The sequence below is a fragment of the Nocardioidaceae bacterium SCSIO 66511 genome, assembly GCA_023100825.1.
Lineage (GTDB): Bacteria > Actinomycetota > Actinomycetes > Propionibacteriales > Nocardioidaceae > Solicola.
This window is the reverse complement of record CP095846.1, coordinates 2,637,949-2,661,587: the sequence shown is the minus strand read 5'-3', so window position 1 is coordinate 2,661,587 and position 23,639 is coordinate 2,637,949. Positions and strand designations below refer to the sequence as shown.

Annotated in this window: 24 protein-coding genes; 16 read left to right on the top strand and 8 right to left on the bottom strand. The window is 68.1% G+C overall.

Annotation, left to right across the window (positions count from 1 at the left end; all coding sequences use genetic code 11):
• Nucleotides 1-12 precede the first annotated feature (12 nt).
• From MU582_12500 to MU582_12490, 3 genes are read left to right on the top strand one after another with little or no spacing between them, the layout of a single operon-like run.
• Nucleotides 13-1,068: an iron-siderophore ABC transporter substrate-binding protein gene (locus tag MU582_12500; protein ID UPK73262.1), complete on the top strand. Its 1,056-nt coding sequence runs from the start codon at nucleotides 13-15 to the stop codon at nucleotides 1,066-1,068.
• Between the two features lie 37 nt (nucleotides 1,069-1,105).
• On the top strand, nucleotides 1,106-1,780 hold the full coding sequence (locus MU582_12495; GenBank protein ID UPK73261.1) for a thymidine kinase: 675 nt from the start codon (nucleotides 1,106-1,108) through the stop codon (nucleotides 1,778-1,780).
• Nucleotides 1,777-2,625, top strand: coding sequence for a sulfurtransferase (locus tag MU582_12490; protein ID UPK73260.1), 849 nt, complete (start codon nucleotides 1,777-1,779; stop codon nucleotides 2,623-2,625). The genes MU582_12495 and MU582_12490 overlap by 4 nt, the downstream gene beginning before the upstream one ends.
• A 551-nt stretch (nucleotides 2,626-3,176) precedes the next feature.
• Here MU582_12490 and MU582_12485 read toward each other — a convergent pair.
• The 3 genes from MU582_12485 to MU582_12475 all read right to left on the bottom strand — a co-directional run bounded on the left by MU582_12485 (nucleotide 3,177) and on the right by MU582_12475 (nucleotide 7,517).
• Nucleotides 3,177-5,159, bottom strand: a complete 1,983-nt coding sequence (locus MU582_12485; protein ID UPK73259.1) for an SDR family oxidoreductase — start codon at nucleotides 5,157-5,159, stop codon at nucleotides 3,177-3,179.
• Nucleotides 5,160-5,212: 53 nt separating this feature from the next.
• Complete coding sequence (sepH, locus tag MU582_12480; protein UPK73258.1) at nucleotides 5,213-6,229, bottom strand: septation protein SepH; 1,017 nt, start codon at nucleotides 6,227-6,229, stop codon at nucleotides 5,213-5,215.
• Nucleotides 6,230-6,299: 70 nt separating this feature from the next.
• On the bottom strand, nucleotides 6,300-7,517 hold the full coding sequence (locus tag MU582_12475; GenBank protein UPK73257.1) for an MFS transporter: 1,218 nt from the start codon (nucleotides 7,515-7,517) through the stop codon (nucleotides 6,300-6,302).
• Nucleotides 7,518-7,651: 134 nt separating this feature from the next.
• On the opposite strand from MU582_12475, the gene MU582_12470 reads away from it, so the two are divergent.
• The 3 genes from MU582_12470 to MU582_12460 all read left to right on the top strand — a co-directional run bounded on the left by MU582_12470 (nucleotide 7,652) and on the right by MU582_12460 (nucleotide 10,142).
• On the top strand, nucleotides 7,652-8,758 hold the full coding sequence (locus tag MU582_12470) for a ferrochelatase (GenBank protein UPK73256.1): 1,107 nt from the start codon (nucleotides 7,652-7,654) through the stop codon (nucleotides 8,756-8,758).
• The gene (locus tag MU582_12465; GenBank protein UPK73255.1) at nucleotides 8,755-9,561 is read left to right on the top strand and encodes an inositol monophosphatase; all 807 of its coding nucleotides are present in this window, start codon (nucleotides 8,755-8,757) and stop codon (nucleotides 9,559-9,561) included. Before MU582_12470 ends, MU582_12465 begins: the two co-directional genes overlap by 4 nt.
• A 281-nt stretch (nucleotides 9,562-9,842) precedes the next feature.
• Nucleotides 9,843-10,142 carry a DUF4193 domain-containing protein gene (locus tag MU582_12460; protein UPK73254.1) on the top strand — a complete coding sequence of 100 codons (300 nt, stop codon included), beginning with the start codon at nucleotides 9,843-9,845 and terminating at the stop codon, nucleotides 10,140-10,142.
• A gap of 6 nt (nucleotides 10,143-10,148) precedes the next feature.
• Here the strand turns inward: MU582_12460 and MU582_12455 are convergent, their stop codons facing one another.
• Together MU582_12455 and MU582_12450 are read right to left on the bottom strand one after the other, a co-directional pair.
• A complete protein-coding gene (locus MU582_12455; protein UPK73253.1) occupies nucleotides 10,149-10,493 on the bottom strand; it encodes a DUF4235 domain-containing protein in 345 nt (114 codons plus the stop codon).
• A gap of 63 nt (nucleotides 10,494-10,556) precedes the next feature.
• Complete coding sequence (locus tag MU582_12450) at nucleotides 10,557-11,045, bottom strand: DUF3093 domain-containing protein (protein ID UPK73252.1); 489 nt, start codon at nucleotides 11,043-11,045, stop codon at nucleotides 10,557-10,559.
• A gap of 87 nt (nucleotides 11,046-11,132) precedes the next feature.
• Between MU582_12450 and dut the strand changes: the two genes are divergently transcribed.
• Together dut and MU582_12440 are read left to right on the top strand one after the other, a co-directional pair.
• Entirely contained in the window at nucleotides 11,133-11,618 is a 486-nt protein-coding gene (gene dut / locus MU582_12445) for a dUTP diphosphatase (GenBank protein ID UPK73251.1), read from the top strand.
• Nucleotides 11,615-12,283, top strand: coding sequence for a DUF3710 domain-containing protein (locus MU582_12440; protein UPK73250.1), 669 nt, complete (start codon nucleotides 11,615-11,617; stop codon nucleotides 12,281-12,283). The genes dut and MU582_12440 overlap by 4 nt, the downstream gene beginning before the upstream one ends.
• A gap of 12 nt (nucleotides 12,284-12,295) precedes the next feature.
• Here the strand turns inward: MU582_12440 and MU582_12435 are convergent, their stop codons facing one another.
• Complete coding sequence (locus MU582_12435) at nucleotides 12,296-12,862, bottom strand: XRE family transcriptional regulator (GenBank protein UPK73249.1); 567 nt, start codon at nucleotides 12,860-12,862, stop codon at nucleotides 12,296-12,298.
• Nucleotides 12,863-12,928: 66 nt separating this feature from the next.
• Here MU582_12435 and MU582_12430 point away from each other — a divergent pair, with 66 nt between their 5' ends.
• Genes MU582_12430 through MU582_12415 form a run of 4 tightly spaced genes read left to right on the top strand, consistent with a single transcriptional unit; the run spans nucleotide 12,929 to nucleotide 15,095 of the window.
• Nucleotides 12,929-13,630 (top strand): AzlC family ABC transporter permease, encoded by a 702-nt coding sequence (locus MU582_12430; GenBank protein UPK73248.1) that lies wholly within the window; start codon nucleotides 12,929-12,931, stop codon nucleotides 13,628-13,630.
• Complete coding sequence (locus tag MU582_12425; protein ID UPK73247.1) at nucleotides 13,627-13,947, top strand: AzlD domain-containing protein; 321 nt, start codon at nucleotides 13,627-13,629, stop codon at nucleotides 13,945-13,947. Before MU582_12430 ends, MU582_12425 begins: the two co-directional genes overlap by 4 nt.
• A gap of 39 nt (nucleotides 13,948-13,986) precedes the next feature.
• Complete coding sequence (locus tag MU582_12420; GenBank protein ID UPK73246.1) at nucleotides 13,987-14,373, top strand: OB-fold nucleic acid binding domain-containing protein; 387 nt, start codon at nucleotides 13,987-13,989, stop codon at nucleotides 14,371-14,373.
• 14 nt (nucleotides 14,374-14,387) lie between these two features.
• The gene (locus MU582_12415) at nucleotides 14,388-15,095 is read left to right on the top strand and encodes a DUF3159 domain-containing protein (protein ID UPK73245.1); all 708 of its coding nucleotides are present in this window, start codon (nucleotides 14,388-14,390) and stop codon (nucleotides 15,093-15,095) included.
• 3 nt (nucleotides 15,096-15,098) lie between these two features.
• Here the strand turns inward: MU582_12415 and MU582_12410 are convergent, their stop codons facing one another.
• Both MU582_12410 and MU582_12405 read right to left on the bottom strand, forming a co-directional pair.
• Nucleotides 15,099-15,770 (bottom strand): TrkA family potassium uptake protein, encoded by a 672-nt coding sequence (locus tag MU582_12410; GenBank protein UPK73244.1) that lies wholly within the window; start codon nucleotides 15,768-15,770, stop codon nucleotides 15,099-15,101.
• A gap of 3 nt (nucleotides 15,771-15,773) precedes the next feature.
• Nucleotides 15,774-16,436 carry a TrkA family potassium uptake protein gene (locus MU582_12405; GenBank protein UPK73243.1) on the bottom strand — a complete coding sequence of 221 codons (663 nt, stop codon included), beginning with the start codon at nucleotides 16,434-16,436 and terminating at the stop codon, nucleotides 15,774-15,776.
• 172 nt (nucleotides 16,437-16,608) lie between these two features.
• On the opposite strand from MU582_12405, the gene MU582_12400 reads away from it, so the two are divergent.
• The 4 genes from MU582_12400 to MU582_12385 all read left to right on the top strand — a co-directional run bounded on the left by MU582_12400 (nucleotide 16,609) and on the right by MU582_12385 (nucleotide 23,494).
• On the top strand, nucleotides 16,609-18,615 hold the full coding sequence (locus MU582_12400) for an APC family permease (protein UPK77163.1): 2,007 nt from the start codon (nucleotides 16,609-16,611) through the stop codon (nucleotides 18,613-18,615).
• Complete coding sequence (locus MU582_12395) at nucleotides 18,605-19,771, top strand: TRAM domain-containing protein (protein UPK73242.1); 1,167 nt, start codon at nucleotides 18,605-18,607, stop codon at nucleotides 19,769-19,771. The genes MU582_12400 and MU582_12395 overlap by 11 nt, the downstream gene beginning before the upstream one ends.
• 172 nt (nucleotides 19,772-19,943) lie before the next feature.
• Nucleotides 19,944-20,909: a peptidoglycan DD-metalloendopeptidase family protein gene (locus MU582_12390; protein ID UPK73241.1), complete on the top strand. Its 966-nt coding sequence runs from the start codon at nucleotides 19,944-19,946 to the stop codon at nucleotides 20,907-20,909.
• An 86-nt stretch (nucleotides 20,910-20,995) separates the two neighbouring features.
• Nucleotides 20,996-23,494, top strand: coding sequence for a hypothetical protein (locus tag MU582_12385; protein ID UPK73240.1), 2,499 nt, complete (start codon nucleotides 20,996-20,998; stop codon nucleotides 23,492-23,494).
• Nucleotides 23,495-23,639: the final 145 nt, after the last annotated feature.

The window sequence follows — 23,639 nt, the reverse complement described above, 5'->3', positions numbered from 1 at the left end:
AGCCTTGCCTTCGTGAACCGACTGAAGCTGGCGCTGACCGCGACGCTGACCACCCTGGCACTCACGACGACCGCCTGCGGCGACGACGACGGCACGGCCGACGCGACGACCGCGGGCGACCGTACGACCGCCGTCGAGGAAGGCGCATTCCCCGTTGAGATCGAGCACAAGTACGGCACGACGACAGTCACGGAGGAGCCCGAGCGCGTCGTCGTGGTGGGAATGAAGGAGCAGGACGACTTGCTCGCGCTCGGCATCGTGCCGGTGGCGACGACCGAGTGGCTCGACGACTCACCCGGTGCGATCTACCCGTGGGCGGAGGACCGGCTCGGCGATGCGGATACGCCCGAGCTGCTGAACCAGGACGACGGCATCCCGATCGAGCAAGTGGCGGCGCAGCAGCCGGACCTCATCATCGGCCTGTACGCGGGTATCACGAAGACCGAGTACGACCAGCTCAGTAAGATCGCGCCGACGGTGGCGCAGCCCGCCGACGTACCCGACTACGGCATCGCCTGGCAGCAACAGCTGGTCACCGTCGGCGAGGCGGTCGGCCGACCCGATGCGGCGCGGCAGATCGTCGACGACGTCGAGGCCCAGATCGCAGATATCGCTGAGGATCACCCCGAGTTCCAAGGCAAGGAAGCGATCTTCGCGACGCCGTTCGAGGGCACCTACGTCTACGGCTCGTCCGACCCGCGCAGCAGGCTGCTGACCGACATCGGCTTCGAGTTGCCGAGTGATATCGACGATGTCGTGGGTACGAAGGACTTCGGCGCCAACATCAGCGCCGAGAAGATCGACTTCGTCGACACCGACGCGTTGGTCTGGCTCACAGACTCGTTCGGGTCGAAGGACGACGTACTCGGCAACGAGCTGTACTCCGCACTGCCTGTGCACGAACAGGGCCGCGACATCTTCGTCGGCGACTCGATTCCCGAGTACGGGTTCTCGATCTCGTTCGTGACGGCGCTCAGCATCCCGTACACCCTCGAGCGCCTCGTGCCGCAGCTGTCCGCCGCGGTCGACGGCGACCCCTCGACCGAGGTTCCCACGCCCGAGGACTGATGACGATCGGCGTACCCGCGCCTGGCAGGATGGGCGGGTGGCGAATCTCCAGTTCTTCAACGGCACCATGGACTCGGGAAAGTCCACCCTCGCACTACAGGTCAACCACAACCATGCGGCGCGGGGGAGAGTAGGGCGGCTGTTCACCTCGCACGACCGCCGCGGCGCCGCGATCCTGTCGAGCCGGCTGGGGTTGTCGGTCGACGCGGTCGAGGTTCCGCCCGACTTCGACTTCTGGGCGTACGTGGTGCACGACCTGACGCACGGTGGCCGGATCGACTACATGGTGTGCGATGAGGCGCAGTTCTACACCCCCGCACAGGTCGACCAGCTCGCCCGCGTGGTCGACGAGCTGCAGATCGACGTGTTCTGCTTCGGCATCCTGACCGACTTCCGGACGAAACTCTTCGCCGGCTCGGCGCGACTCGTGGAGCTGGCCGACCGGGTGCAGACCGTCCAGGTGGAGGCCTTGTGCTGGTGCGGTGAACGCGCCACCCACAACGCGCGTACGGAGAACGGCCAGATGGTCACTGAGGGCGAGGTGGTCGTGGTCGGAGACGTCGACGCGCCGCCGACCGAGGTCGCGTACGAGGTGTTGTGCCGACAGCATCACCGGAGAAGGATGACCGCGGCACGGGCGAAGGCGGCGTCCCTTTCGCCCGATGTGCTGCCGTTCGACCATGAGGCACGGATGCTGGGAGACAAGGCGTGAGCGGTTCACCGATCATCGGTCGCGACGAGTTCGCCGACCTGCAGGCGTCGGCAACGCCGCCAGCGCTGCTCGATGTGCGATTCGTACTGAGCGTTGACGGCAGCGACGGTCCGACCGGACGCGACGCGTACGAAGCGGGCCATCTGTTCGGTGCCCAGTTCGTCGACCTCGACGTCGATCTGGCCGATCCGGCCGGTCCGAACGGCCGTCATCCGCTGCCCGACCCGGCCCGTTTCGAGGCGGCGATGCGTCGCGTCGGTGTATGCGCCGACCGTCCGGTCGTCGTCTATGACCAAGCCGACGGCACAGCCGCAGCACGCGCGTGGTGGTTGCTCACCCATCACGGTCACGACGACGTGCGCGTCCTCGACGGTGGGTACGACGGCTGGGTCGAGGCAAGCGGAAACACGACCGCTTTGGTGCAAAGCGTCGAAGCGGGCGATTTCGTTGCGAAACCAGGCAGGCGCCCCGTCGTCGACGCCGACGGTGCGGCGGCGCTGGCGCAGTCCGGTGTGTTGCTCGATGCACGCGCCGCGGAGCGCTACCGCGGTGAGCTCGAGCCGATCGATCCGGTCGCCGGCCACATCCCGGGCGCCGCGAACGCCCCGTCGCGGTTGAACCTCACCGAGGACAGATCGTGGCGTACGCCTGCTGACCTCCGTGAGCACTATGCCGCCCTCGGCATCGACGCGACCACCGAGGTCGGTGCGTACTGCGGGTCCGGCGTCACGGCCGCCCACGACGTGCTGGCACTGGAGATCGCCGGCTTCGAGGCGGCGCTGTACCCGGGTTCGTGGAGCGAGTGGGTGACCGATCCGCGTCGCCCGGTGGCGACGGGGGAGTAGCGCTCTCGTCCATCGGTGCCGGCGCTCGGCTTCTACGGTGCGACTACTTGCCGCTTTGCTTCTCGGCGCTGTCGGCTTTCCCGCTCTACTTTGGCTCGACTACCCGGCTGCCCGATTCCGACTCCCGGTCGGCGCTCCCGCTCATTCGGTCGGGCAAAGACGCGGCGACGCGGGAGTCGCGGCTACATGGCTCGGTTGCTGGCCGGCTTTCGCGTTCCGATTGGCTTTTGCGGGTCGATTGGTGGTGCCTTACCAGGTAAACGTGGGGAAACTCCACTTTGCATGGCTGGGACACCGTGCAATGTGACACGTTGCCGTGCTCGTTGGTACGTAGGTGGCTGCCGGTACTGGAGTGACACCGAAACCGAACGTTACCCCGATCCAGCATTAAAGTGGTGAGAAAGCCGCCAAGCAACCGAACCGAAATGGCGGCTCCGCGCGTCGCCGCGTCTTTGCCCAGCCAGAGGGCGAGGGAAACCCGACAGCGGCGAGGATCGGGCCGACGGGTGGTCGCACCGAAGCGAATCAGCCAGACAGCAGCAGGCCAGGCGTCACCAGTGGACTCCTCTGAGCACCTTCGCCAGGAGCACTTGTTCGCTGGTCGCCGACTCGTCGCCGTCCGAGGCGCCCTTTGCTGCCGAGGAGTCCGGGAAGACCTTGTACGCCTGATGCAGGATCCGGAACGCGAGTTTGGGCGCGAGCGCGTGTCCGAGCTCGCCGGCGGTGCCGAGGTGCGTGTTCACCTCATGCGGTTTGTCTCGGATCGCGCGCAGCACCAGGTCGGCCGCCTGCGCGGGCGTGATCGTCGGGAACGCGTCGTAGAGCTTCGTCGGTGCGATCATCGGCGTCTTGACCAGCGGCATGTGGATCGTGGTGAAGGTGATGCCGTCGCCGATCAGTTCGGAGCTGACGACGCGGCTCCAGGAGTCGAGTGCGGCCTTCGATGCGACGTACGCGGAGAACCGTGGCGGGTTCGTCTGCACGCCGATCGAGGAGATGTTCACGATATGCCCGCCGCCGTCCTCGGACAGCTTGCCGGCCAACCCCATCACCAGCCGGATGGCGCCGAAGTAGTTGAGCGTCATCGTGCGTTCGAAGTCGTGGAAGCGGTCGTACGAGAGGTGTAGTGAGCGCCGGATGGAGCGGCCCGCGTTGTTGACGATCACGTCGATCGTCTCGTGCTCCTCCACGAGTCGCTTGGTCAGCTCGTCGATCGCCGCCATATCGGAGAGGTCGCAGGAGTAGACGTGAGCCTGGCCGTCGAGCAGCTCGATCTCGCGACGGGTGTCCTCGAGCTTGTCGAGGTCACGCGCGATCAGTACGGGTATCCCGCCCAGCGCGGCGACGCGAAGCGCAGTCGCCTTGCCGATACCCGACGACGCCCCGGTGATCACGACGCAGCGGCCCTGGACGGCCGATCGCAGCCGCGGGTCGGCGAGCACGCTCTCGTCGAGGTGATGCTCCCAATAGTCCCAGAGCACCGACGCGTACGTCTCGAGGTCGGGGCACGCGATGCCGCTTCCGGACAGTTCGCGTTCGGTCGCCTGGTCGTCGAACGTCGTCGGTAGTGAGACATGGCCGACCACCTCTGCCGGGATGCCGAATCGCTCGACGCTCTGGCGGAGCAGGAACTTCGCCGGGCCGCTCTGCAGCGCCGACTGCACAAATGACGCCGGCACCAGGCCGGTCAGCCGCTTGTCGACCTGCAGCGCGAAACGGGGCGCCTTCGCCACGCGAGCCAGCGTGTTGACGACGTCGATGGTCGGTTGCGGCTCTGGGTTGACCAGATGGAACGCCCGACCATCGAGCCCGGGTTTGTGCGCCAGATGATCCATTGCGCTGACGACGTAGTCGACCGGAACGACGTTGGTGTCGCCGAGGTCCATACCGACAAGAGGGGTCCATTGCGGCAGCGAGTCGCGCATGCGTTTGAGCAGCGGAAAGAAGTAGTACGGGCCGTCGACCTTGTCCATCGCGCCGGTTGCGGAGTGGCCCACGACGATTGCCGGACGATAGACGCGCCACGGGATCGTCGACTCCTCGCGCACGATGCGTTCGGACTCGTACTTCGTGCGGTGGTACGCCGACGGGAGCCCCTGGCCCTCGTCGAACATCGACTCGTTGAACCGTCCGCGCAGGTCGCCTGCGACTGCTATCGAGGAGACCTGATGGAACACGCCTGCGTCGACCGCATCGGCGAACCCGAGCGCGGCTCGCGTACCGCCGATGTTGAGCTCATCGTTGCGGTCCGCGGAGGCGGTCATGTCATAGAGCGCAGCGAGGTGGAAGACGTGGTCTATGTCGCCGCGATGCTCGCGCAACCAGTTGTCGTCGACACCGAGACGTGCCTCCGCGAGGTCTCCGACGACCGGCTTGAGCCGGTCGGTGCCCCCACACTGACGACGCAGGCGCTCGAAGCGGCCGATTGACTGTTCCCGGACGAGCACGTGGATGTCGCCGGCCCGATGGTCGAGCAGCTCCGCCACCAGATGCCGGCCGATGAATCCGGTTGCGCCGGTGACGAAGTACGCCATATCTGCCTCTCCAGTCGGTGTCGCAGCATGGTATCCGGCTGGAGCGGGTGAACCTACTCCTCGGTCTTGTTGCCGAACATGATCTCGTCCCAGCTCGGTACGCGCCTGCGCTCGCGCCGACGCGACCGCTTCGGCGCGGCGTCGGCCTGTTCGCCGACGTCGCCGGCGGCGCGCGCGGCGGCGGCCGTCTCGGTCAGGTCAGCGGTGTTCGCATGCGGGTCGACGTCTTCGTCGGTCGACTCCTCGGAGTCGCCGGCCTGGGCCTGCTCATCGAGCATCAGCTGCTCTTGCGCCATCGCCCGGCGAGCACGGGCCCGTTTGAGCGAGGTCACGCCCGGCTCGTCGACGTCGTCGTACTCGTCGGCCGCGGATGCCCCCTGCGGCTCGGGATCCAACTGGACCTCCGGCCGTGTGTGTGTGGCGGCGGGCTCGGCGTCTGCCTCGGAGGTCGTCTCCGGTTCGGCCTCGGTGACTGCCGATGCGATCGCCATCTCGGTGCTGTCTGCGACGTCGGCGACCAGGTCGCTGCCGAGGTCGTTGTCGGCGACGACATAGCGCCCGGGTGCGTCGTAGAGGTACATCGCGGGTGAGTCCTCGTCGGGTACGCGCACCGAAACGACCCAGCGGCCGTCCTCGCGGCGCCATGAGTCCCATTCGACCGCCGTCGCGTCGACGTCGCGGGTGCGGAACGTCTCTGCGATGACGTCGCCGAACCGTGCAGTCGGCGTGCTGACGTTCGTACGCCGGATCGTTGCGGCCTGTGCGCGTTCGCAGATGTGCTCACGCTCGGCGAGAACCGGAACGGCGTACGCCATGATCCGCTCGACGGGTACGTTCGCCGCCTCAGCGACGGCTTCGGTCGACTCCCCGCGTCGGATACGTGCCTGGATGTCGCGGGGACGCAGGGCGCTGTCCATCTCAATCTCCAACTGTCCGAGTCTCGCCCGGTCGCCCCGGATCGCGGCGCGTAGGCGGTCGTCTACCGGGAGGCGGAACTCCTCGCCCGTGGCGGTACGAAGTACGACGTGTCGTCGGTCTTCGACCAGCCCCACGAGACTGAGATCGCGCATTCGTAGCCTCCCAGGTGCCCACCTCCGGACGGTGGACGGTGTCGAGGGACAGTCTCGTCCGCAGAGCGACTCAATCCAAGTGAACGCGCCGAATACCTTCCGCTGTGAGGGGTTCGACGGCCTGTTTCGGCACCGTCCAGGCGACTGCGGCGGCGATTCCGGCGGACGCGATCGGGACGAGGTACGCAAGCGATGCGCCGTGGTGGTCGACGACCCAGCCCGACGCCGCGCCGCCGAGTGCGACACCCGCGGCCATGCCCATCGAGAACCACGACATGCCCTCGGTCAGCCGCTCCCGGGGTACGACCTGTTCGATCAGTGACATCTGCGCGACGAGCATCGGTGAGATGGCGAAGCCCGCGAGGAACAGGGTGAGCCCGGCGAGCAGGACCGACGGCACGACGACGAGCGGCGCCATCGCGGCGGTCAGCACCAGGCTCGCGATGCGGAACCGACGCAGCGGCGCGGTTTTGGTGTCGACGGCGCCGACGACGAAGCCCGAGATGAGGCTGGCGCACGCCCAGACAGCGAGCAGCACACCCGAGGCGCTGCGTTCGCCCTGCTCGCTCGCGAAGGCGACGGTCACCACTTCGCCGGCACCGAACATCGAGCCCGACCCCGCCGCGGCGACGCACAGAGGTAGCAGTACCGCCCAGCGGATCGGCACTCTCGGTGCCGTGTCGTCGACCGCGCGAACGGGCGGCGCCGTACGTTGCTGACCCGCGAGTGCGAGCCCGCCGACCAGGCCGGTCGCGGCAGCAACGGCCAGTCCCGCGATCGGGTCTACGAGCGTCGCGAGGAAGGTGACGATCACCGGGCCCGTGATGAACACGGCCTCGTCGACGACTGCCTCGAAGGCGAACGCGGTGGTGAGCTGACGCCGTTCCTTGACGAGGTACGTCCAGCGCGCGCGTACCAGAGAGCCGACCTGAGGCAGCGCCGCGCCGGTCCAGGCGGCGAACAGATGTGGCACGGGCGACGACCATCCACGTTCGACCGCGAGCAGCAGCAGCGCCATGCCGGATGCGAACGTGGTCGGGATCACCAGCAACGCGAGGCGTTGGCCGCGGGCATCGGCCAGACGACCCTGTAGCGGCGACGCCAAAGCGGTCGCGACGATGCAGGCCGCCGAGATGCCGCCGGCGTACGCGTACGACCCGGTGCGGTCGGAGACGAGGAGCACGATGCCGAGGGTGACCATCGAGATCGGCAGCCGTGCGACCAACCCGGTCATGCTGAACAACAACGCGCCCGGCAGCGACAGCACGCGTCGGTACGTGGCGAACATCGTTGGCGTCCTAGGGCGACTGAGCCGGAGTGGCATCTCACCCTCGCATACGCGCGTTCGGTGTCACACCACCACCGAGCCCGTAGAAGACCACCGACGCCGGCCGTGTCTTCCCTGGTTGAGACACTGGAGCCATGCGCTCGTCGACTGACCCCTATGACGCGTTCCTGCTGGTTTCGTTCGGCGGGCCCGAGGCCACCGACGACGTGGTGCCGTTCCTCGAGAACGTCACCCGAGGCAAGAACATCCCGCGCGAGCGCCTCGTCGAGGTCGGCAAGCATTACTACGACTTCGGCGGTCGTTCGCCGATCAACGACCAGTGTCGCGAGCTGGTCGCGGCGATCCGTGCCGATTTCGAACGGGAGGGCGTCGAACTCCCGGTCTACTGGGGCAACCGGAACTGGGATCCCTACCTGAGCGACACGCTCGCACGCATGGCCGACGACGGGGTACGCCGCGCGCTGTGCCTGGTGACGTCGGCCTACGCGTCGTACTCGGGTTGCCGGCAGTACCGCGAGAACCTCTGGGATGCCGCCGAACCCTTGGGCGACGCTGCTCCGCGTCTCGATCGCATTCGGCACTACTTCAACCACCCGGGTTTCGTCGAGCCGTTCGTGAGCGCGACCGTCGACGCGATCGAATCGCTGCCCGCAGACGTACGCGACGAGGCGCGGATCGTGTTCGTCACGCATTCGATCCCGGACACCATGAACGCCGCGAGCGGCCGTCACGACGGTGCGCCGGAAGGCGGGGCGTACGTCGCGCAGCACCTCGACGTCGCGGCGACGGTCGCCGCCGCGGTCGCGGAGCGCACCGGGGTCGAGCGCGACGATGCGCTCGTGTACTGCTCGCGTTCGGGTCCGCCGACCATGCCGTGGCTCGAACCCGATGTGAACGACCATCTCGAGGCGGTCGTCGAGGCCGGCACCCGGGCGGTCGTCGTCGTGCCGATCGGTTTCGTATCCGACCACATGGAGGTCATCTACGACCTCGACACCGAAGCCGCGCAGACTGCCGACAAGCTCGGCCTGGCATACCGGCGCGCAGCGACGCCCGGAGTCGACCCGAGGTTCGTCTCGATGATCACCGACCTTGTGCAGGAGCGCGCCGCCGTGGAGCGCGGCGTCGCGGTGCAGCGAAGTACGACCGGTGAGTGCGCAGCGAGCTGGGACGTCTGTCCCGCGGGCTGCTGCGCCAACGCTCGCGGCGATCGGCCCGCGCTGTGCGGTGAAGACCAGTGACGTCGCCGGAGGCGCTGCACGACCTGGCTCGTTCGGTCGCTCACGCCGCGGCCGAGTTCGTACGCTCGCGGCGGCCCGAGGGCCGCGTCGACGTCGCGGCGACGAAATCGAGCGACACCGATGTCGTCACCGAGATCGACCGTGCGACCGAAGACCTGATTCGCACGATGATCGCGGCCGCCCGGCCCGGCGATGCGGTGATGGGCGAGGAAGGCGGTTTCGGCGGCGCCGAAGAGTCGTCCGACGTCACCTGGATCGTCGATCCGATCGACGGCACCGTCAACTTCGTGCACGGTCTACCGGGCTACTCCGTGTCGATCGCCGCGTCGGTCGGCGGTGTCGTCGAGGCGGGCTGCGTCGTCGACGTCGTCTCGGGCGAGGAGTTCGCCGCATTGCGCGGCAACGGCGCCACCCGTACCGGACCCGACGGCACGACGACGGCACTCGGCCCGCCGCCGCAGGTGCGTCTCGAGTACGCGCTGATCGGCACCGGGTTCAACTACCGCCCCGAGATTCGGGCGAAGCAGGGCGCTGCCGTTGCGAGGCTCCTCGGCTCCGTCGCGGACATCCGACGGATCGGGTCGGCCGCGATCGACCTTTGCAATGTCGCCAGCGGGCGCCTCGACGGGTACGTCGAGGAAGGGCTCAAGCCGTGGGACCTCGCGGCCGGGCGGCTGATCGCCGAGGAGTCGGGCGCGGTGGTGACCGGCCTCGACGGCGAGCCGAACGAACGCATGACGATCGCATGCACCCCGTGGATCGCCGCAGAATTGCTCGAAGAGGTACGAAAAGCGGGCTTCTGAGCGCATCGTGACCGGGCCGCAGAGACGGCCGAAAACTCCCTCGACACATCGGGAATCATCGGCCGGTGTCTCGCGTTAACTGATGGACCAAGGGTGACCGACGACGGTCGTCACCAAAATGTGTCTCAAATCGCACCGGAATGTGTCGAATTGATTCGCATTTGCGGGGGAGTTTGGGGCACAATCTGCGCGCCGCGTCCGTTTTGGGCACCGAAGTACGAATCATTGACCGAGTCGTCGGCTCGACGAATCGGTCCATAGTCCCCGTGGAGGAGGAGTCTATGGCCACCGACTACGACGCACCGCGCAAGACCGATGACGAACAGTCAGAGGACAGCATCGAAGAGCTCAAAGCGCGGCGTCACGACAAGAACTCAGGCAAGGTAGACGAGGACGAGGTCGAGGCTGCGGAGTCGTTCGAGCTCCCCGGCGCCGACCTGTCGCATGAGGAGCTCTCGGTCAAGGTGCTGCCGCGCCAGTCCGATGAGTTCACCTGCGCATCGTGCTTCCTGGTCCACCACCGCAGCCAGCTCGCCGAGCAGCGAAACGGGCAGCTCATCTGCCGGGATTGCGCTGCCTGAGAGCCGCTATTTCTTGCCGCTTGTTCCGGACGTCTTGTTTGCCTTGACGCCCGGAGGAAGCTCGCCGGTTGAGCGAACCCAATAGTCGACGGCCTTGCGGTTCACCAGGATCTTGGTGAGCTCGACCGTCGCACCGGCAAGAGCCGCCCATGTCACAGCCTCCGCGAGACGTACCTGCGGATCGGCCGGTGACGTGGGCGGCTTCTTACCTGTCGCGGCCCGCCAGGTGAGGTTGGACAGCTGCGCCGCGACGACACCCGCAAGCACCGTCGACCCACGGTCGAAGAGCTTCCAGGTGCGCTTCTGCGCCATGCCCTGCGTCTTGCCCTTCTTGTCCGCCTTCTTACTCACCTGGCGATCCGCCTTCCGTCCTCAGTGCCCTCGATGTCACAGTCTTGCACCTGCATGCTGCCATCACTCGCCGGATGCTCCCGACGAGGCGCGTGCCGCGTCGATCGCGGCGACCAGTCGGTCGGGGTTGCGCGTGCTGATCAGCCAGTACGGTGTGGGGTCGCGCTCGTCTGCGATCTCCAGCCGCACCGATGTCGCGATGTACGGTCGCAGCGCCAAGTACGCCCGTGCATCCGCGTCGCGCCCGCGTACAGCCGCCGTTTGTGACGCGTCGAGCGCCTGCGCCGGTCCGCAGTACTCCACCTCGATCCGTGCACCACAGGCGGCGATCTCGCCTCCGCGTACCGTCACCGCGGCGCGGCCGTACGCCCAGAGCACGCCACCGAGTGCCGCCGCGACAACGAGTCCGGCGCCGACGGCGACCGCGAGCGGCGTCGCGAGTACGAACACCCACCACACGACGATCGCGAATCCCGCAACGACCAGCCACCACGACAGCGGCGCGTACAGCGTCTCTTCGTGCTCGCCTCCGGCGGGCGACGGTTCGGGCATGGGGAAAGGCTGTCATGCCCGAAGGACCGGGCGTGCTCGGGGCACACTGTAAGGTCGGCCCGGCACATCACGAGGAGGCCTGCACACGTGGAAGTCGCGATCCAGCGAGTAGACCAGGGCGTACCCCTGCCGTCGTACGCACACGACGGCGACGCCGGCGCCGACCTCGTGACCACCGTCGACACGGTGATCGCACCGGGCGAACGCGCACTGGTGCCGACCGGGATCGCGCTGGCGCTGCCACCCGGGTATGCCGGGTTCGTCCATCCGCGGTCCGGTCTTGCCGCCCGTCGCGGTCTTTCGATCGTGAACGCACCGGGCACCATCGACGCGGGCTACCGTGGAGAGGTCAAGGTTTCGCTGATCAACCTCGATCCGGCCGAGCCGATTGCGCTCGAGCGAGGGGACCGCATCGCACAACTGGTCATCCAGCGTGTCGAGCGGGCCCGGTTCGTGGAGGTCGCGGCGCTCCCCGACACGGTTCGCGGCGCGGGTGGCTACGGTTCGACCGGTGGCGCGAACGCGTTGACAAGTCCGTCCATATCGCCGATGAACGAGGAGGAATCCCGGTGATCCTGCGTCGCAAGAGCAAATCCGACCCGGTTGGGGAGGAGGCGCAGACCGACTCGGAGGCTACGCCGACCGGCCAGGAGGCTACGCCGGCCGAGTCCGGCGCGGCGCGTACCGAAGGCCCATGGGATGTCGACGAGGTGACGATCGACGCCGACGACGGCGCGTACGTCGATCTCGGTGGCTTGATCGTCAAGGGTCGTGAGGGTCTCGAGGTACAGATCCCGTCCGATCCGAAGTCGGGCAATCCGGCCGCGGTCGTGTTCGTGAACAAGGAGGCCGCACTGGAGCTGCGCGCGTTCGCCGCGAAGCGCTCCGGCGGCCTCTGGGAAGACGTACGCTCCGACATCGCCGGAGAGGCCGCCCGGTTGAAGGGTGAGTGCGAGGTCGTCGACGGTCGGCACGGTCCGGAGCTGCACCTACAGGTTCCGGCGAAGACGCCCGAGGGCGCCGATGCCGTGCAGCCGAGCCGGATCGTCGGTGTCGAGGGCCCGCGGTGGTTCCTGCGGGGCACGTTCTATGGCAAGGCCGCGGTCCAGCCCGACGACGACGGCCCGCTGGAGAGCGCGTTCCGGGACGTCGTCGTACGTCGCGGCGACGGGCCGATGGCACCGCGCGACGCGCTGCCGATCGTCATCCCCGAGAACGCCACCCCCAAAGAAGACTGAGGCGAGTCAGCGCTAGCGGGACTCCATCACGTGCACGACCCACGTACCGGGCTCGAGTGCCTCGTAGAAATGGGGTACGTCGCCCGGGAACGTTGCGTAGTCGCCCGCGGCCAACTCGATCGGGCTGGTCTGCGGTCCGGTGACTACGCGGCCGGCGGCGACGACGATGTGCTCGACGGAGCCTGCGAGGTGGGGCTCGGCGTCGCGGCGGGAGCCGGGCTCCATGCTCAGGACATAGAGATCGCGCTGCGATCCCGGCGGCGATGTCGACAGTAGGGTGCCCGCATAGTCGGCGACGTCGGAGCGGATCGTCGTACCCTCCCCGGCGCGTACCACCCGCACCTGGGGGGCCACCGGGTCGACGAGCTGGGAGAACTGGACGTTCAGCGCCACGCCGAGGGCCCAGAGGGTCTCGATGCTCGGGTTGCCGTTGGCGGATTCCAGCTGCGACAACGTGGACTTCGCGATGCCTGCGCGCCGTGCAACCTCGGTGAGCGACAGGCCGGAACGCTCTCGCTCGCGGCGTAAGGCCGAGGCGATCAGCTCGAGCGGTGCGCCGGTGCGGTCGGCTGTGGTCATCCGTTCGCTCCATCGGTCGTTACGTTCAAGTTGACGAACACCCTACCGCGTTGTTTCCATGGTGCAATGCGTTCGATATGGCGAACGATCGACGAGCGCCTCGGCCGGCAGCTCGCTCGCGACATCGCCCTGGTCCTGGTCGCCGACGGCCTCGTCGGCGTCTCCTTCGGCGCGATCGCGGTGAGTGACGGATTCCCGCTCTGGGTTCCGATAGCCCTGTCCGTCGTCGTCTTCGGGGGCGCGTCGCAGTTCATGTTCATCGGTCTCATCGCTGCCGGCGGTGCGCTGGTACCGGCCGTGCTCGCCGGGCTCGTCGTCAACGCCCGCCACCTCCCGTTCGGGTTCGCAGTCGCCGACGTCCTCGGCAGTACGCTCCCGCGCCGGGCGCTCGGCAGCCATCTGATGATCGACGAATCCGTCGCGTTCTCGCTCGCGCAGCGTGATCCGGCGCGTCGCCGGGCCGCGTACTGGATCTGTGGTGCAGGCCTGTTCGTGTGCTGGAACGTCGGAGTGGTCATCGGCGGGGTCGCCGGCACCGTGATCACCGACACCGATGCCTTCGGCCTCGACGCGGCCTTCCCGGCCGTACTCCTCGCTCTCATCCTGCCCTCGCTGCGCGATCGGCGTACGTTGACCGCTGCCGTCGTCGGGGTCGCGATCGCACTCGTCACGACCCCGTTCGTACCCGCTGGGCTCCCGGTGCTGCTGGCGCTGGCCGGTGTCGCGATCTGCAGACCCAAGGCGACCGAGGAGGTGACCGTGCAATGAACCCGCTCACCATGTCGATTGCCATCGCCGTACTCGGCGCCGGCACGTTCGCGTTCCGCTTCGCCGGGCCGGTGCTCCGCGAGCGGCTCACTCTGTCGGCGTACACCGACAAAGTGATCGGGGTGGCCGTCGTGGTCTTGCTCTCGGCGCTGTTCGCGACCGCGACGCTGACCGAAGGCGACGGGTTCGCGGGGTACGCACGACCGGCCGGTGTCGTGGTCGCGGGCGTGCTCGCCTGGCGCAAGGCGCCGTTCGTGGTGGTCGTGGTGGTTGCCGCCGCGACGGCAGCCGGGTTGCGTCTCCTCGGGGTCCCCTGACCCCCCATGGCGCGGACCGCCATGGACTACGCTGGAAACATGCCACGTTCAGGAGCGAAGGAGCGCCGTGAAGGGGTGCTGAGCCGCGCGCTCGGACGCCTCACGACGCCCACCGCACGGATCGAGGAGGCCGAGCTACGTGACGAGGCGGCGAAGGCCGGTTGCGAGCTGATCGCGACCAGGTCGGACCGCCAGGAGGCGACCGTGCACGGCACGTTGCGCCGGGTCACGCTGCGCCCCCGTGGCGGGGTGCCCGCGCTCGAGGCAGATCTGAACGATGGTTCGGGCTCGGTCCTCGTCGTCTGGCTCGGCAGGCGTCGAATCGAAGGCATCACACCGGGTCGTCAGCTCACGGTCCACGGTCGGCTCGGCATCCGCGACGGTGAGCGGATCCTGTTCAACCCGCGCTACGAGCTGAGTGCGTGAGCCGGCCCTCGCCCATGCCTGACGCTGCAGGCGGCGCACCCACCGAAGAGACCGTCGAGGCAGTCGTCCGCGGTCAGTTGTCCAAGGCGCTCGGGGGCGTCCGCGGCATGGTCGAAGCGGCCGTGCCGACCATCTTGTTCACGATCGTCTTCCTGTCCGTACGCGAGCTCAAACCCGCGCTGATCGTCAGTATCACCGTCGCGGCGGTGCTGTTGGTCGTACGGATCGTGCAGCGCTCGACCGTGCAGTTCGCCGTGAACAGTCTGGTCGGCATCGGAATCGGCGCGTTCTTCGCGTGGCGCAGCGCGCGCGGAGGCGGCGACGAGAGCGACCAGGCGCTCGCGTACTTCCTGCCCGGAATCCTCTACAACGCCGGGTACGCCGTCGCGATGATCCTGTCGATCGTGGTGCGGTGGCCGGTCGTCGGCTTCCTCGTCGGCAGCGTCACCGGTGACCCGACCGCCTGGCGGGAGAACCCGCAGATCGTCAAGCTGTGTCGCAACCTGACCTGGCTGCTGGTGCTCCCATGCATCGTGCGCGTCGTCATCCAGGCGCCCATGTACCTTGCGGGTAGCCAAGACCTCGCCGACAAGGACCTCATGGTCGCGATGCTCGGTACGGCCAAGATCGCGCTCGGCTGGCCGCTGCAGGTCGCCGCGTTGCTGGCGATGGTCTATCTGCTCAGCCGCAACCACACGCCCGTGCGCCGCGAGGCCGACTGACCGCTAGCTCGGATGCTCGTCGGGGGCGAGCAGGCAGGCGATCTCGGCCTCGCGATCCTCGTGCGCGACGAACAGCAGCTCATCGCCGCCTTCCAGCGACCGGTCGCTGTCGGGCGTCAGGATGCCCTGGTCGCGCAGGATCGCCACCAGAGCGACGTCGCGCGGCCAGGCGACGCTGCCGACGCGCTGGCCGAGGTACGGAGAGTCGGACGGCAGCGTCAGCTCGACGAGGTTCGCGCTGCTCTGCCGGAAGGTGAACAGGCGCACCAGGTCACCGACCGTCACGGCTTCCTCGACGAGCGCAGACATCAACCGCGGTGTGGACACGAGTACGTCGACGCCCCACGACTCGTTGAACAACCACTCGTTGCTCGGGTGGTTGACCCGGGCGACGGTACGCGGAACGGCGAACTCGGTCTTCGCCAGCAGCGAGATGACGAGGTTGGCCTTGTCGTCGCCGGTGGCGGCGATGACCACGTCGCACTGCTGCATCTGCGACTCCTCCAGCGACGACAGCTCGCAGGCGTCGGCGAGGAGCCATTCGGCGTCGGGAACCGTGTCGGAGTTGATGGCCGTCGGGTCCTTGTCGATCAGGAGCACGGCGTGGCCGTTGTCGAGCAGCTCCTGGGCGACCGAGCGGCCGACCGCGCCTGCTCCGGCGATCGTTACACGCATGACCTAGCCCTCCGAAGGCCCGTTGTAGAAGCGGGTGAGTACGTCGTCGGCATTGTCTTCGAGCATGAAGATCGTGACCAGGTCACCTTCTTGGATGATGGTCTCGCGTGCCGGAATCAGACCCGTGCCGAGCCGGGTGAGATGGGAGATGCGCCCGCCGGTGCAGTCCTGCATCTGGCGTACCGGACGCCCGACCCATGGTGCGGGCGCCAGGATCTGGTCGCAGCGCACCGTGCCGGAGGGGTCACGCCAGAGCGGTTCGTCGCCGTGCGGGACCAGCCGGCGCAGGACCTGGTCTGCCGCCCAGGTGACCGTTGCGACGGTCGGAATGCCGAGGCGTTCGTACACCTCGGCGCGGCCGGGGTCGTAGATGCGTGCGACCACGTTGGTGATGCCGAACTGCTCGCGGGCCACGCGTGCGGAGATGATGTTCGAGTTGTCACCGCTGGAGACTGCGGCAAACGCATCGGCTGTCTCGATGCCCGCTCGTTTGAGCACATCGCGGTCGAACCCGCGCCCGGTGACGGTCGAACCGGTGAACGACGGCCCGAGCCGGCGGAAGGCGTCGGGATTCTGGTCGATCACGGCCGTGGAGTGGTCGCGTACCTCGAGGCCGCGCGCGAGGGTGGATCCGACGCGGCCGCATCCCATGATCACGACATGCACGAAGGCCTTCTTTCGAATGCGGGGCGTCCCCGCCTGGTACGGACAGCCACCGACGCTACTCCGGTCGGGAGCAGCCGGCGGCGCAAGGGTTGCCGAACGTGACCTATGGTCCTCCTCTGCGTCGTGAATGTCCTACGATCACGATGTGGGAGTTGCCGACGCCGGCAAGCGGATGCTGCTGGGACGCAAGCTCAAGAGCACTCAGCTCGGGGAGACCCTGCTACCGAAGCGGATAGCGCTTCCGGTGTTCGCCAGCGACGCATTGTCGTCGGTGGCGTACGCGCCGGACGAGATCCTGTTGACGCTTTCGATGGCGGGGCTTTCGGCGTACGCGTACAACTGGCAGATCGGCGTCGCCGTCGCGATCGTGATGCTCACTGTCGTCGCGTCGTACCGGCAGAACGTCCACGCGTACCCCAGCGGCGGCGGCGACTACGAGGTGGCATCGACGAACCTCGGCCCGACCGCGGGCATGACCGTGGCCAGTGCGCTGCTGGTCGACTACGTGCTCACCGTCGCGGTGTCGATCTCGTCGGGCGTACAGAACGCCGCGGCCGCGTTGCCGTTCCTGCACGGACACGAGGCGCTCGCCGCATCGGTTCTGGTTCTCGTGCTGATGGCGGTGAACCTACGCGGAGTCAAGGAGTCGGGCACGGCGTTCGCCATCCCGACGTACCTGTTCATGCTCTCGATAATCGGCATGGCGATCTGGGGGTACGCGCGGTACGCCTTCGGCACGCTGCCCGAGGTCGAGAGCGCGGACCTCACCATCACCGCCGAAGGCGCGTACGCGGGCTCGCTCTCGTCGATCGCGATGGTCTTCCTACTCGCCCGGGCATTCTCCTCGGGGTGCGCCGCACTGACCGGCGTCGAGGCGATCAGCAACGGCGTACCGGCGTTCCGTCCGCCCAAAAGCCGCAATGCAGCCACCACGTTGCTGCTGCTCGGCTCGATCGCCGTCACGATGCTGATGAGCATTTTGGTGCTTGCCGACATCACCGGACTGCGGTACGCCGAGGATCCCGCGCATCAGCTGCAGCGCAACGGCCAACCGGTCGGCGACTCGTACGAACAACAGACCGTGATCGGGCAGCTCGCGGGAGCGATCTTCGACAACGCCGAGCCGTTGTTCTACCTGACGATCGCGTTCACCGGGATCATCCTCGTACTCGCCGCGAACACCGCGTTCAACGGTTTCCCCGTGCTCGGTTCGATCCTCGCCCGCGACGGCTACCTACCGCGCGCGCTCGACACCCGCGGTGACCGGCTCGCGTTCAGCAACGGCATCGTCGCCCTGGCGGCCGGTGCGATCGTGTTGATCCTCGCGTTCGACGCCGAGGTGACCAAGCTGATCCAGCTGTACATCGTGGGCGTTTTCGTGTCGTTCACGATGAGTCAGACGGGGATGGTCCGACATTGGACTCGGCTGTTGCGGACCGAGTCCGATCCGCGCACGCGGCGACGGATGATGCGTAACCGGGCGATCAACGCATTCGGCCTGAGCGTCACTGGTTTGGTGCTCGTGATAGTGCTCCTCACGAAGTTCCTGCAGGGAGCGTGGATCTCGATAGCTGCGATGACCGCGATCTTCTTCGTCATGCGCGGCATCCGGCGCCACTACGACCACGTCTCCGAAGAGCTGGAGATCGACGACTCCGATGTGGCTCTTCCGTCGCGGGTGCACGCGATCGTGCTGGTCGGCAAGCTGCACAAGCCGACGATGCGCGCGCTCGCGTACGCCCGGATCGCCCGCCCGGACACGATCGAGGCGGTGATCGTCGACCTCGACCCGGACTCGACGGAGTCGATCTCACGGCGCTGGGACGAGCTCGACCTGCCGGTGCCGCTCACGACGCTCGACTCGCCGTACCGTGAACTGGTCCGACCGATCGTGCGGTACGTCAAGGGCATCCGTCGGCGCAGCCCGCGTGACATCGTGTCGGTCTACATACCCGAGTACGTCGTCGGCCGATGGTGGGAGCAGCTGTTGCACAACCAGACCGCGTTGCGGCTCAAGGGCCGGCTGCTGTTCACTCCCGGCGTGATGGTGACGAGCGTTCCGTACCAGCTGCAGTCGACGAAGTACGCCCGCGAGCGAGCGCAGCGCGTACGCCCGGTGCCCGGGGAGGTACGCCGCGGACAGACCATCGGCCGGCGCAAGGACGACGATGATCGGTGACAGCGTCGAGCTCGACGTCGGCCCGGTCGCACACGGCGGGCACTGCGTAGCCAGGCTGGACGGCCGAGTCGTGTTCGTGCGGCACACGCTGCCCGGTGAGCGGGTACGTGCGGTGATCACCGACGGCGCCGAGAAGTCACGGTTCCTGCGCGCCGACGCGGTTGAGGTGCTCGAGCCCGCGCCTGGGCGAGTGGCGAGTCGTTGCGAGCACTCGGGGCCGGGTGGCTGCGGTGGTTGCGACTTCCAGCACGTCGACCTCGCAACGCAGCGCCGGCTCCTCGGCGACGTGGTGCGCGAGCAGTTGCGCAGGCTCGCCGGCATTGACCGCGAGGTGGTCGTGGAGTCGCCCGACGACGGCGACGGCCTCGACTGGCGTACGCGCGTCTCGTGGGCGGTCGGCGAAGACGGGCGTACCGGCCTCCGCAAGCACCGGTCGCACGACGTCGTGCCGATCGCAGATTGCCCGATCGCACACCCGGACCTGCCGGACGTCGCGGGGGAGTCGTGGTCCGCGTCGCGGGTCGACACGGTGGTCTCGTCCGAGGGAGACACGATCGTGGTCGCCGACGAGGAGACCGTACGCGGACGACGCCATGCGCGTGAACGCGTGGGTGAACGGACCTTCCGGGTGACCGGGAGCGGGTTCTGGCAGGTGCATCCGCGCGCTGCCGAGGTACTCGCCGAGACCGTACTCGAGCTGGTCGGGCCCCGACCGGGCGAGCGGATCGCCGATCTGTACTCAGGAGTCGGCCTGTTCACTGCGTTCCTGGCCGAGTCGGTCGGCGCCGATGGAGGGGTGGTGAGCGTCGAGTCGGAGGCGGCAGCGGTACGCGACGCGCGCCGCAACCTGCACGACCTGCCGCAGGCGCGGATCATCGACAGCCGGGTCGAGCGTGCGCTGCGTACCGGCCAGGTCGGCCCGTGCGACGCGGTCGTCCTCGACCCGCCACGCTCCGGCGCGAAGGCTCAGGTCGTACGCGGCATCGCCGGCCTCGGCCCGAGCCGTGTCGTGTACGTCGCGTGTGACCCCGCGGCACTCGCGCGTGATGTCGCGTCGTTCGCGACGGAGGGTTATGAACTGCGCGATCTGCGCGCGTACGCGTTGTTTCCGATGACGCACCATGTCGAATGCGTCGCGTTGCTGGAGCGTACGTAGCGCTTCGGTGCTTCAACGGTGTCGGTCACAGTCGCCGGTTCAGGCCGATTCTGCCCCCGTTTCACCGAGTCCAAACGCGCTCCGTCGGGTTCGCCCGAGGTGACCTGTCGACTCAATAACGTTGGCCGTTCTCGGCTGGAATCACCATCGATTGAGCGGTCATGGAGGACCCATGTGTGAGACGTGCAGCGGTATTGAGCAACCGGTCGGGAAGGGCAGCGGTCTGTCGCGACGCGGCCTGCTGGCGGGCATCGGGATCGGCGTCGGCGCATCGGTGCTCGGTCTGCCAGGAGCGACGCCGAGCGCATCTGCTGCGTCGGCGAACGACGGCCGGTGGTGCACGCCGGCGCAGGGCTACTTCCCGGACGGCGGCTACTACGGGGCACCGAGGTCGGGCGGTCCGCACGCCGGGCAGGACATCACCAACTCGACGGGCACGGCGGTGTACGCGGCCGCGGCCGGCACAGTCATCCGGCGCAAGTGGGGCGGCGGTATCGGCGGTCGAACCGGAAATGCGATCGTCATCTCGCACGGCGGCGGTCTGTACACCTACTACGGGCACCTGAACGCGTACCGGGTCAGCCTCAACGCGAAGGTCGGCGCGGGCCAGCGCATCGCCGATATGGGAGCCACCGGCAACGTGACCGGACCGCATCTGCACTTCGAGACCCACTCCGGCGGCCTCGGGCGAATCACCAATCCCGTGTCGTTCATGGCGGCTCGCGGCATCACGCTCGTCGGCGGCTGGCCGCGCATCGACCCGGGCGCCGCCGGAGCCACTGTCGTCGCGATCCAGCACCTGATGACCCAGCGCGGTCACGAGCTCGTCGCCGACGGGTCGTACGGCTCGGTGTCGGTCGCCGCGGTGAAGAAGTTCCAGTCGTCGAAGGGACTCGAAGCCGACGGACAGGTCGGCCCGGCGACCTGGCCCAAGCTCGCGTACACACTCGACAAGGGCGACAACGGATCGCACGTACGCGGTCTGCAGGCTGCCATGAACAAGCGCAGCGCGGGCCTCGCGGTCGACGGCGACTTCGGGTCGGTCACCGATAAGGCGGTACGTACGTTCCAAGGTCTCAACCGGCTCGTCGTCGACGGCCAGGCCGGCATGATCACCTGGGAGGCACTTGTCGGCTGAGTCGCGCTCGGGTTGAGTACGCGTACTCAGCCCGGATGAGTAGCGCGGCGCTGCCCTCTGCGTCGCGATCCGGCGACCGTTGAGGCATGAGCAGATACGCCGATCCGAACTCATGTCCCAACTGTCGTCGTCCCGCACATGGGCAGCCGCGCTGTGCCGTCTGCGACGTGCTGTTGGTCGGTCCGACTCCACAGCGGTTGCTCGGCGTGCTCGCAGACGCCGACCGGATCCTCGACGGTCTGCGCGCCGAGGCGCAGAGTTGGCGAGCGAGCATGCCGGTCGCGGCAGTCCCGGCAGCAGTAGGCCCGCGGCCGTTCGACCCCGCGCCCGCGCCCGGCGAGACCCGGAAGCGCCGGTCCAGCTGGTCGATCGGGTCGATGCTGCTCGCACTCGGGGCGGTGTGCCTGGTCGTCGCCGCCTTCATCTTCGTCAGCGTCTCGTGGGGCACGCTCGGACTCGCCGGGCGCACCGCGGTCCTGGCCGCGGTCACGCTGGCGTTCGCAGGGGCGGCAACAGCCGTGACCGTCCGACGGCTACGGGCGTCCGCCGAGACACTGTGGGCGGTCACTCTGGCGATGCTCGCACTCGACTACGCCGGTGCCTATTCGTACGGCTTGCTCGGTCTCGGGTCACTGAGCGCCGCCGGCGCACTGCTGGTGTTCGGCGTCGGGTTCGGGTCTGCGGCCGTCGCGATGTCGGCATGGGTACGCCGGACCTTCGAGCTCCGGATCACGGCCGGCGAGATCGCGACCTGCATCGGCTTGACCGCGTTCGTCGCCGGTGCGATCGTGCTCGCGCCCGCGGGCGACACCTGGACAGTGCTCGGTCTGGTGCTTCCGATGTTCGCTTGCGCTGCCGCCATTCGGCTGCTGCGGCTCGGGCTTCCGATGTGGTACGCGGCTGGGCTCGGCGCGGTCCTGCAAGCTGCGTCGGCGCTGTCCATCGCGACGGACGTGCTCGCGTACGAGTCGCTGTCCGAGCTGTTCGGCCGGCTGGGCGTGCTGCCAACGGTCGCCGTCGCCGCGCAGACGGTCCTCGTCGGCATCGGTGTTGAGGCCTTCGTACGTCGCCGGGGCGATGCCGAGCTGGCGACGTTGACCGCGTATGCAACAACTGCCGTCGCCCTGCTGCAGCTACTGGTTCCCGCGTACGCGGTTGTGCTCGACGACGTTCAACAGACCCAGCTGGTTGCGGCCGGCGTCACTATCGGGCTGGCCGTGGTCGGGATCGGAGCACGCGGACGTCGGCTGCAAGGCGTCCGGATCGCCGGCGTCGTGACCGCCGTGCCGCTTGTCTGGTTCGGGATCGCCTGGTGTGCGGCCGCACTGACGTCGCTCGAGCGGTCGATGAAGCCCGTCTGGTCGGAGGGAGTCTGGGCCGTTCTGCGTCCCACCGATCCTGGTCTCGGCTGCGGCTTGCTGGCCGGCGTGGCGCTGGGAGCACTGGCGGTGTCGATGCTCGCCGGTGCGTACTACTCGGACGTTCAGTGCGTCGCTGCCAACCGCCGCCGACTGTTCATCGGTGCGGTGGCGTTGGGAATCGCCGGACTCATCGTGCCGATGTGCCTTGTCGCCACTCCGGTCGTCGTGGTCGCTGCAGCGTTCGTCGGCGCGGGCTGTGTGGTGGCCGCGGCGCCGGACGTCCGTTGTGAGGCGATCGGGCTCGTTGTCATCGCCGCGGCGGCGCCGGTCGCCCTGGTCTCGGAGCCCGCGTCGGTGGTCGCCTGGCTGCTGATCTGCGCGGCGACCGCGGGCATCGGTGCGCGTACGTCGGATTCGCTCATCCGATCGGCCGCGGCCGCCGTCTCCATCGCCTTCGCGCAGGCGACGGTCGTGGGCGTCGTGCATCTCGCCGGTGCGGACGACCGACTTGTGCACCTTTCGCTCGTTCTCGCCGTCGGTGTCACCTTGGTCTCAGCACAGTACGTACGACCCTTTGAGCTAAGGCGTGCGGCCGAGTCCGTTGCGGCCGGGGGAGCGGTGCTGTCTGTGGTGTCGGGGCTCGTGCTTCCACTCGGGTGGCAGAGCGCGATGCTCACCATGCTCGGTGTGGCGGTGACCGGGGTGTCGCTGCTGCGGTCCGATCGACGCCACCTCGTGGTCCCGGGCGGCGTGCTCCTCGGTATCGCGTACGTACTCCGACTCGTGGCGAGCGACGTCAGCGTCGTCGAGGCGTACACCCTGCCGCTCGCGGCCCTGCTGCTCGCCCTCGGGTACGCGCGGATGCGTGCCGTGCCGCAGTTGCGAACTCGGGTCGCCCTGACCCCGGGACTGTCGCTGGCGCTGCTGCCCACGCTCCCTGCGGTGCTCATCGACCCGACAACGCTGCGCGGGCTGTTGCTCGGGATCGCCGCTTGCGTTGTGCTCGCCGTCGGCGTCCGGATGCACTGGCAGGCGCCGTTCTTTGCCGGCGTCACACTCGCCATGGTGATCGTCGTACGTCACCTCGGCCCGTACACCGACGCCGTGCCCCGCTGGGTGCTGATCGCGGCGGCCGGAGTCGTACTCCTCACGGTCGGCGTCACCTGGGAGTCGCGGGTACGCGACGCGCGCACGGCCGCGTCGTACGTAGAGACGATGCGGTGACTGTCGGTGATCGTCGGTGACGGCCTGCGACGGCCGCGGGTTGGCGTCGACCGGCGGGCGCGTAGGCTCGATGCGACGCCGTCGCGACATGGATCTGTCGGAGGCGCATACACACAACGAAACCAATGCGGGCGCAGCTGCGTCC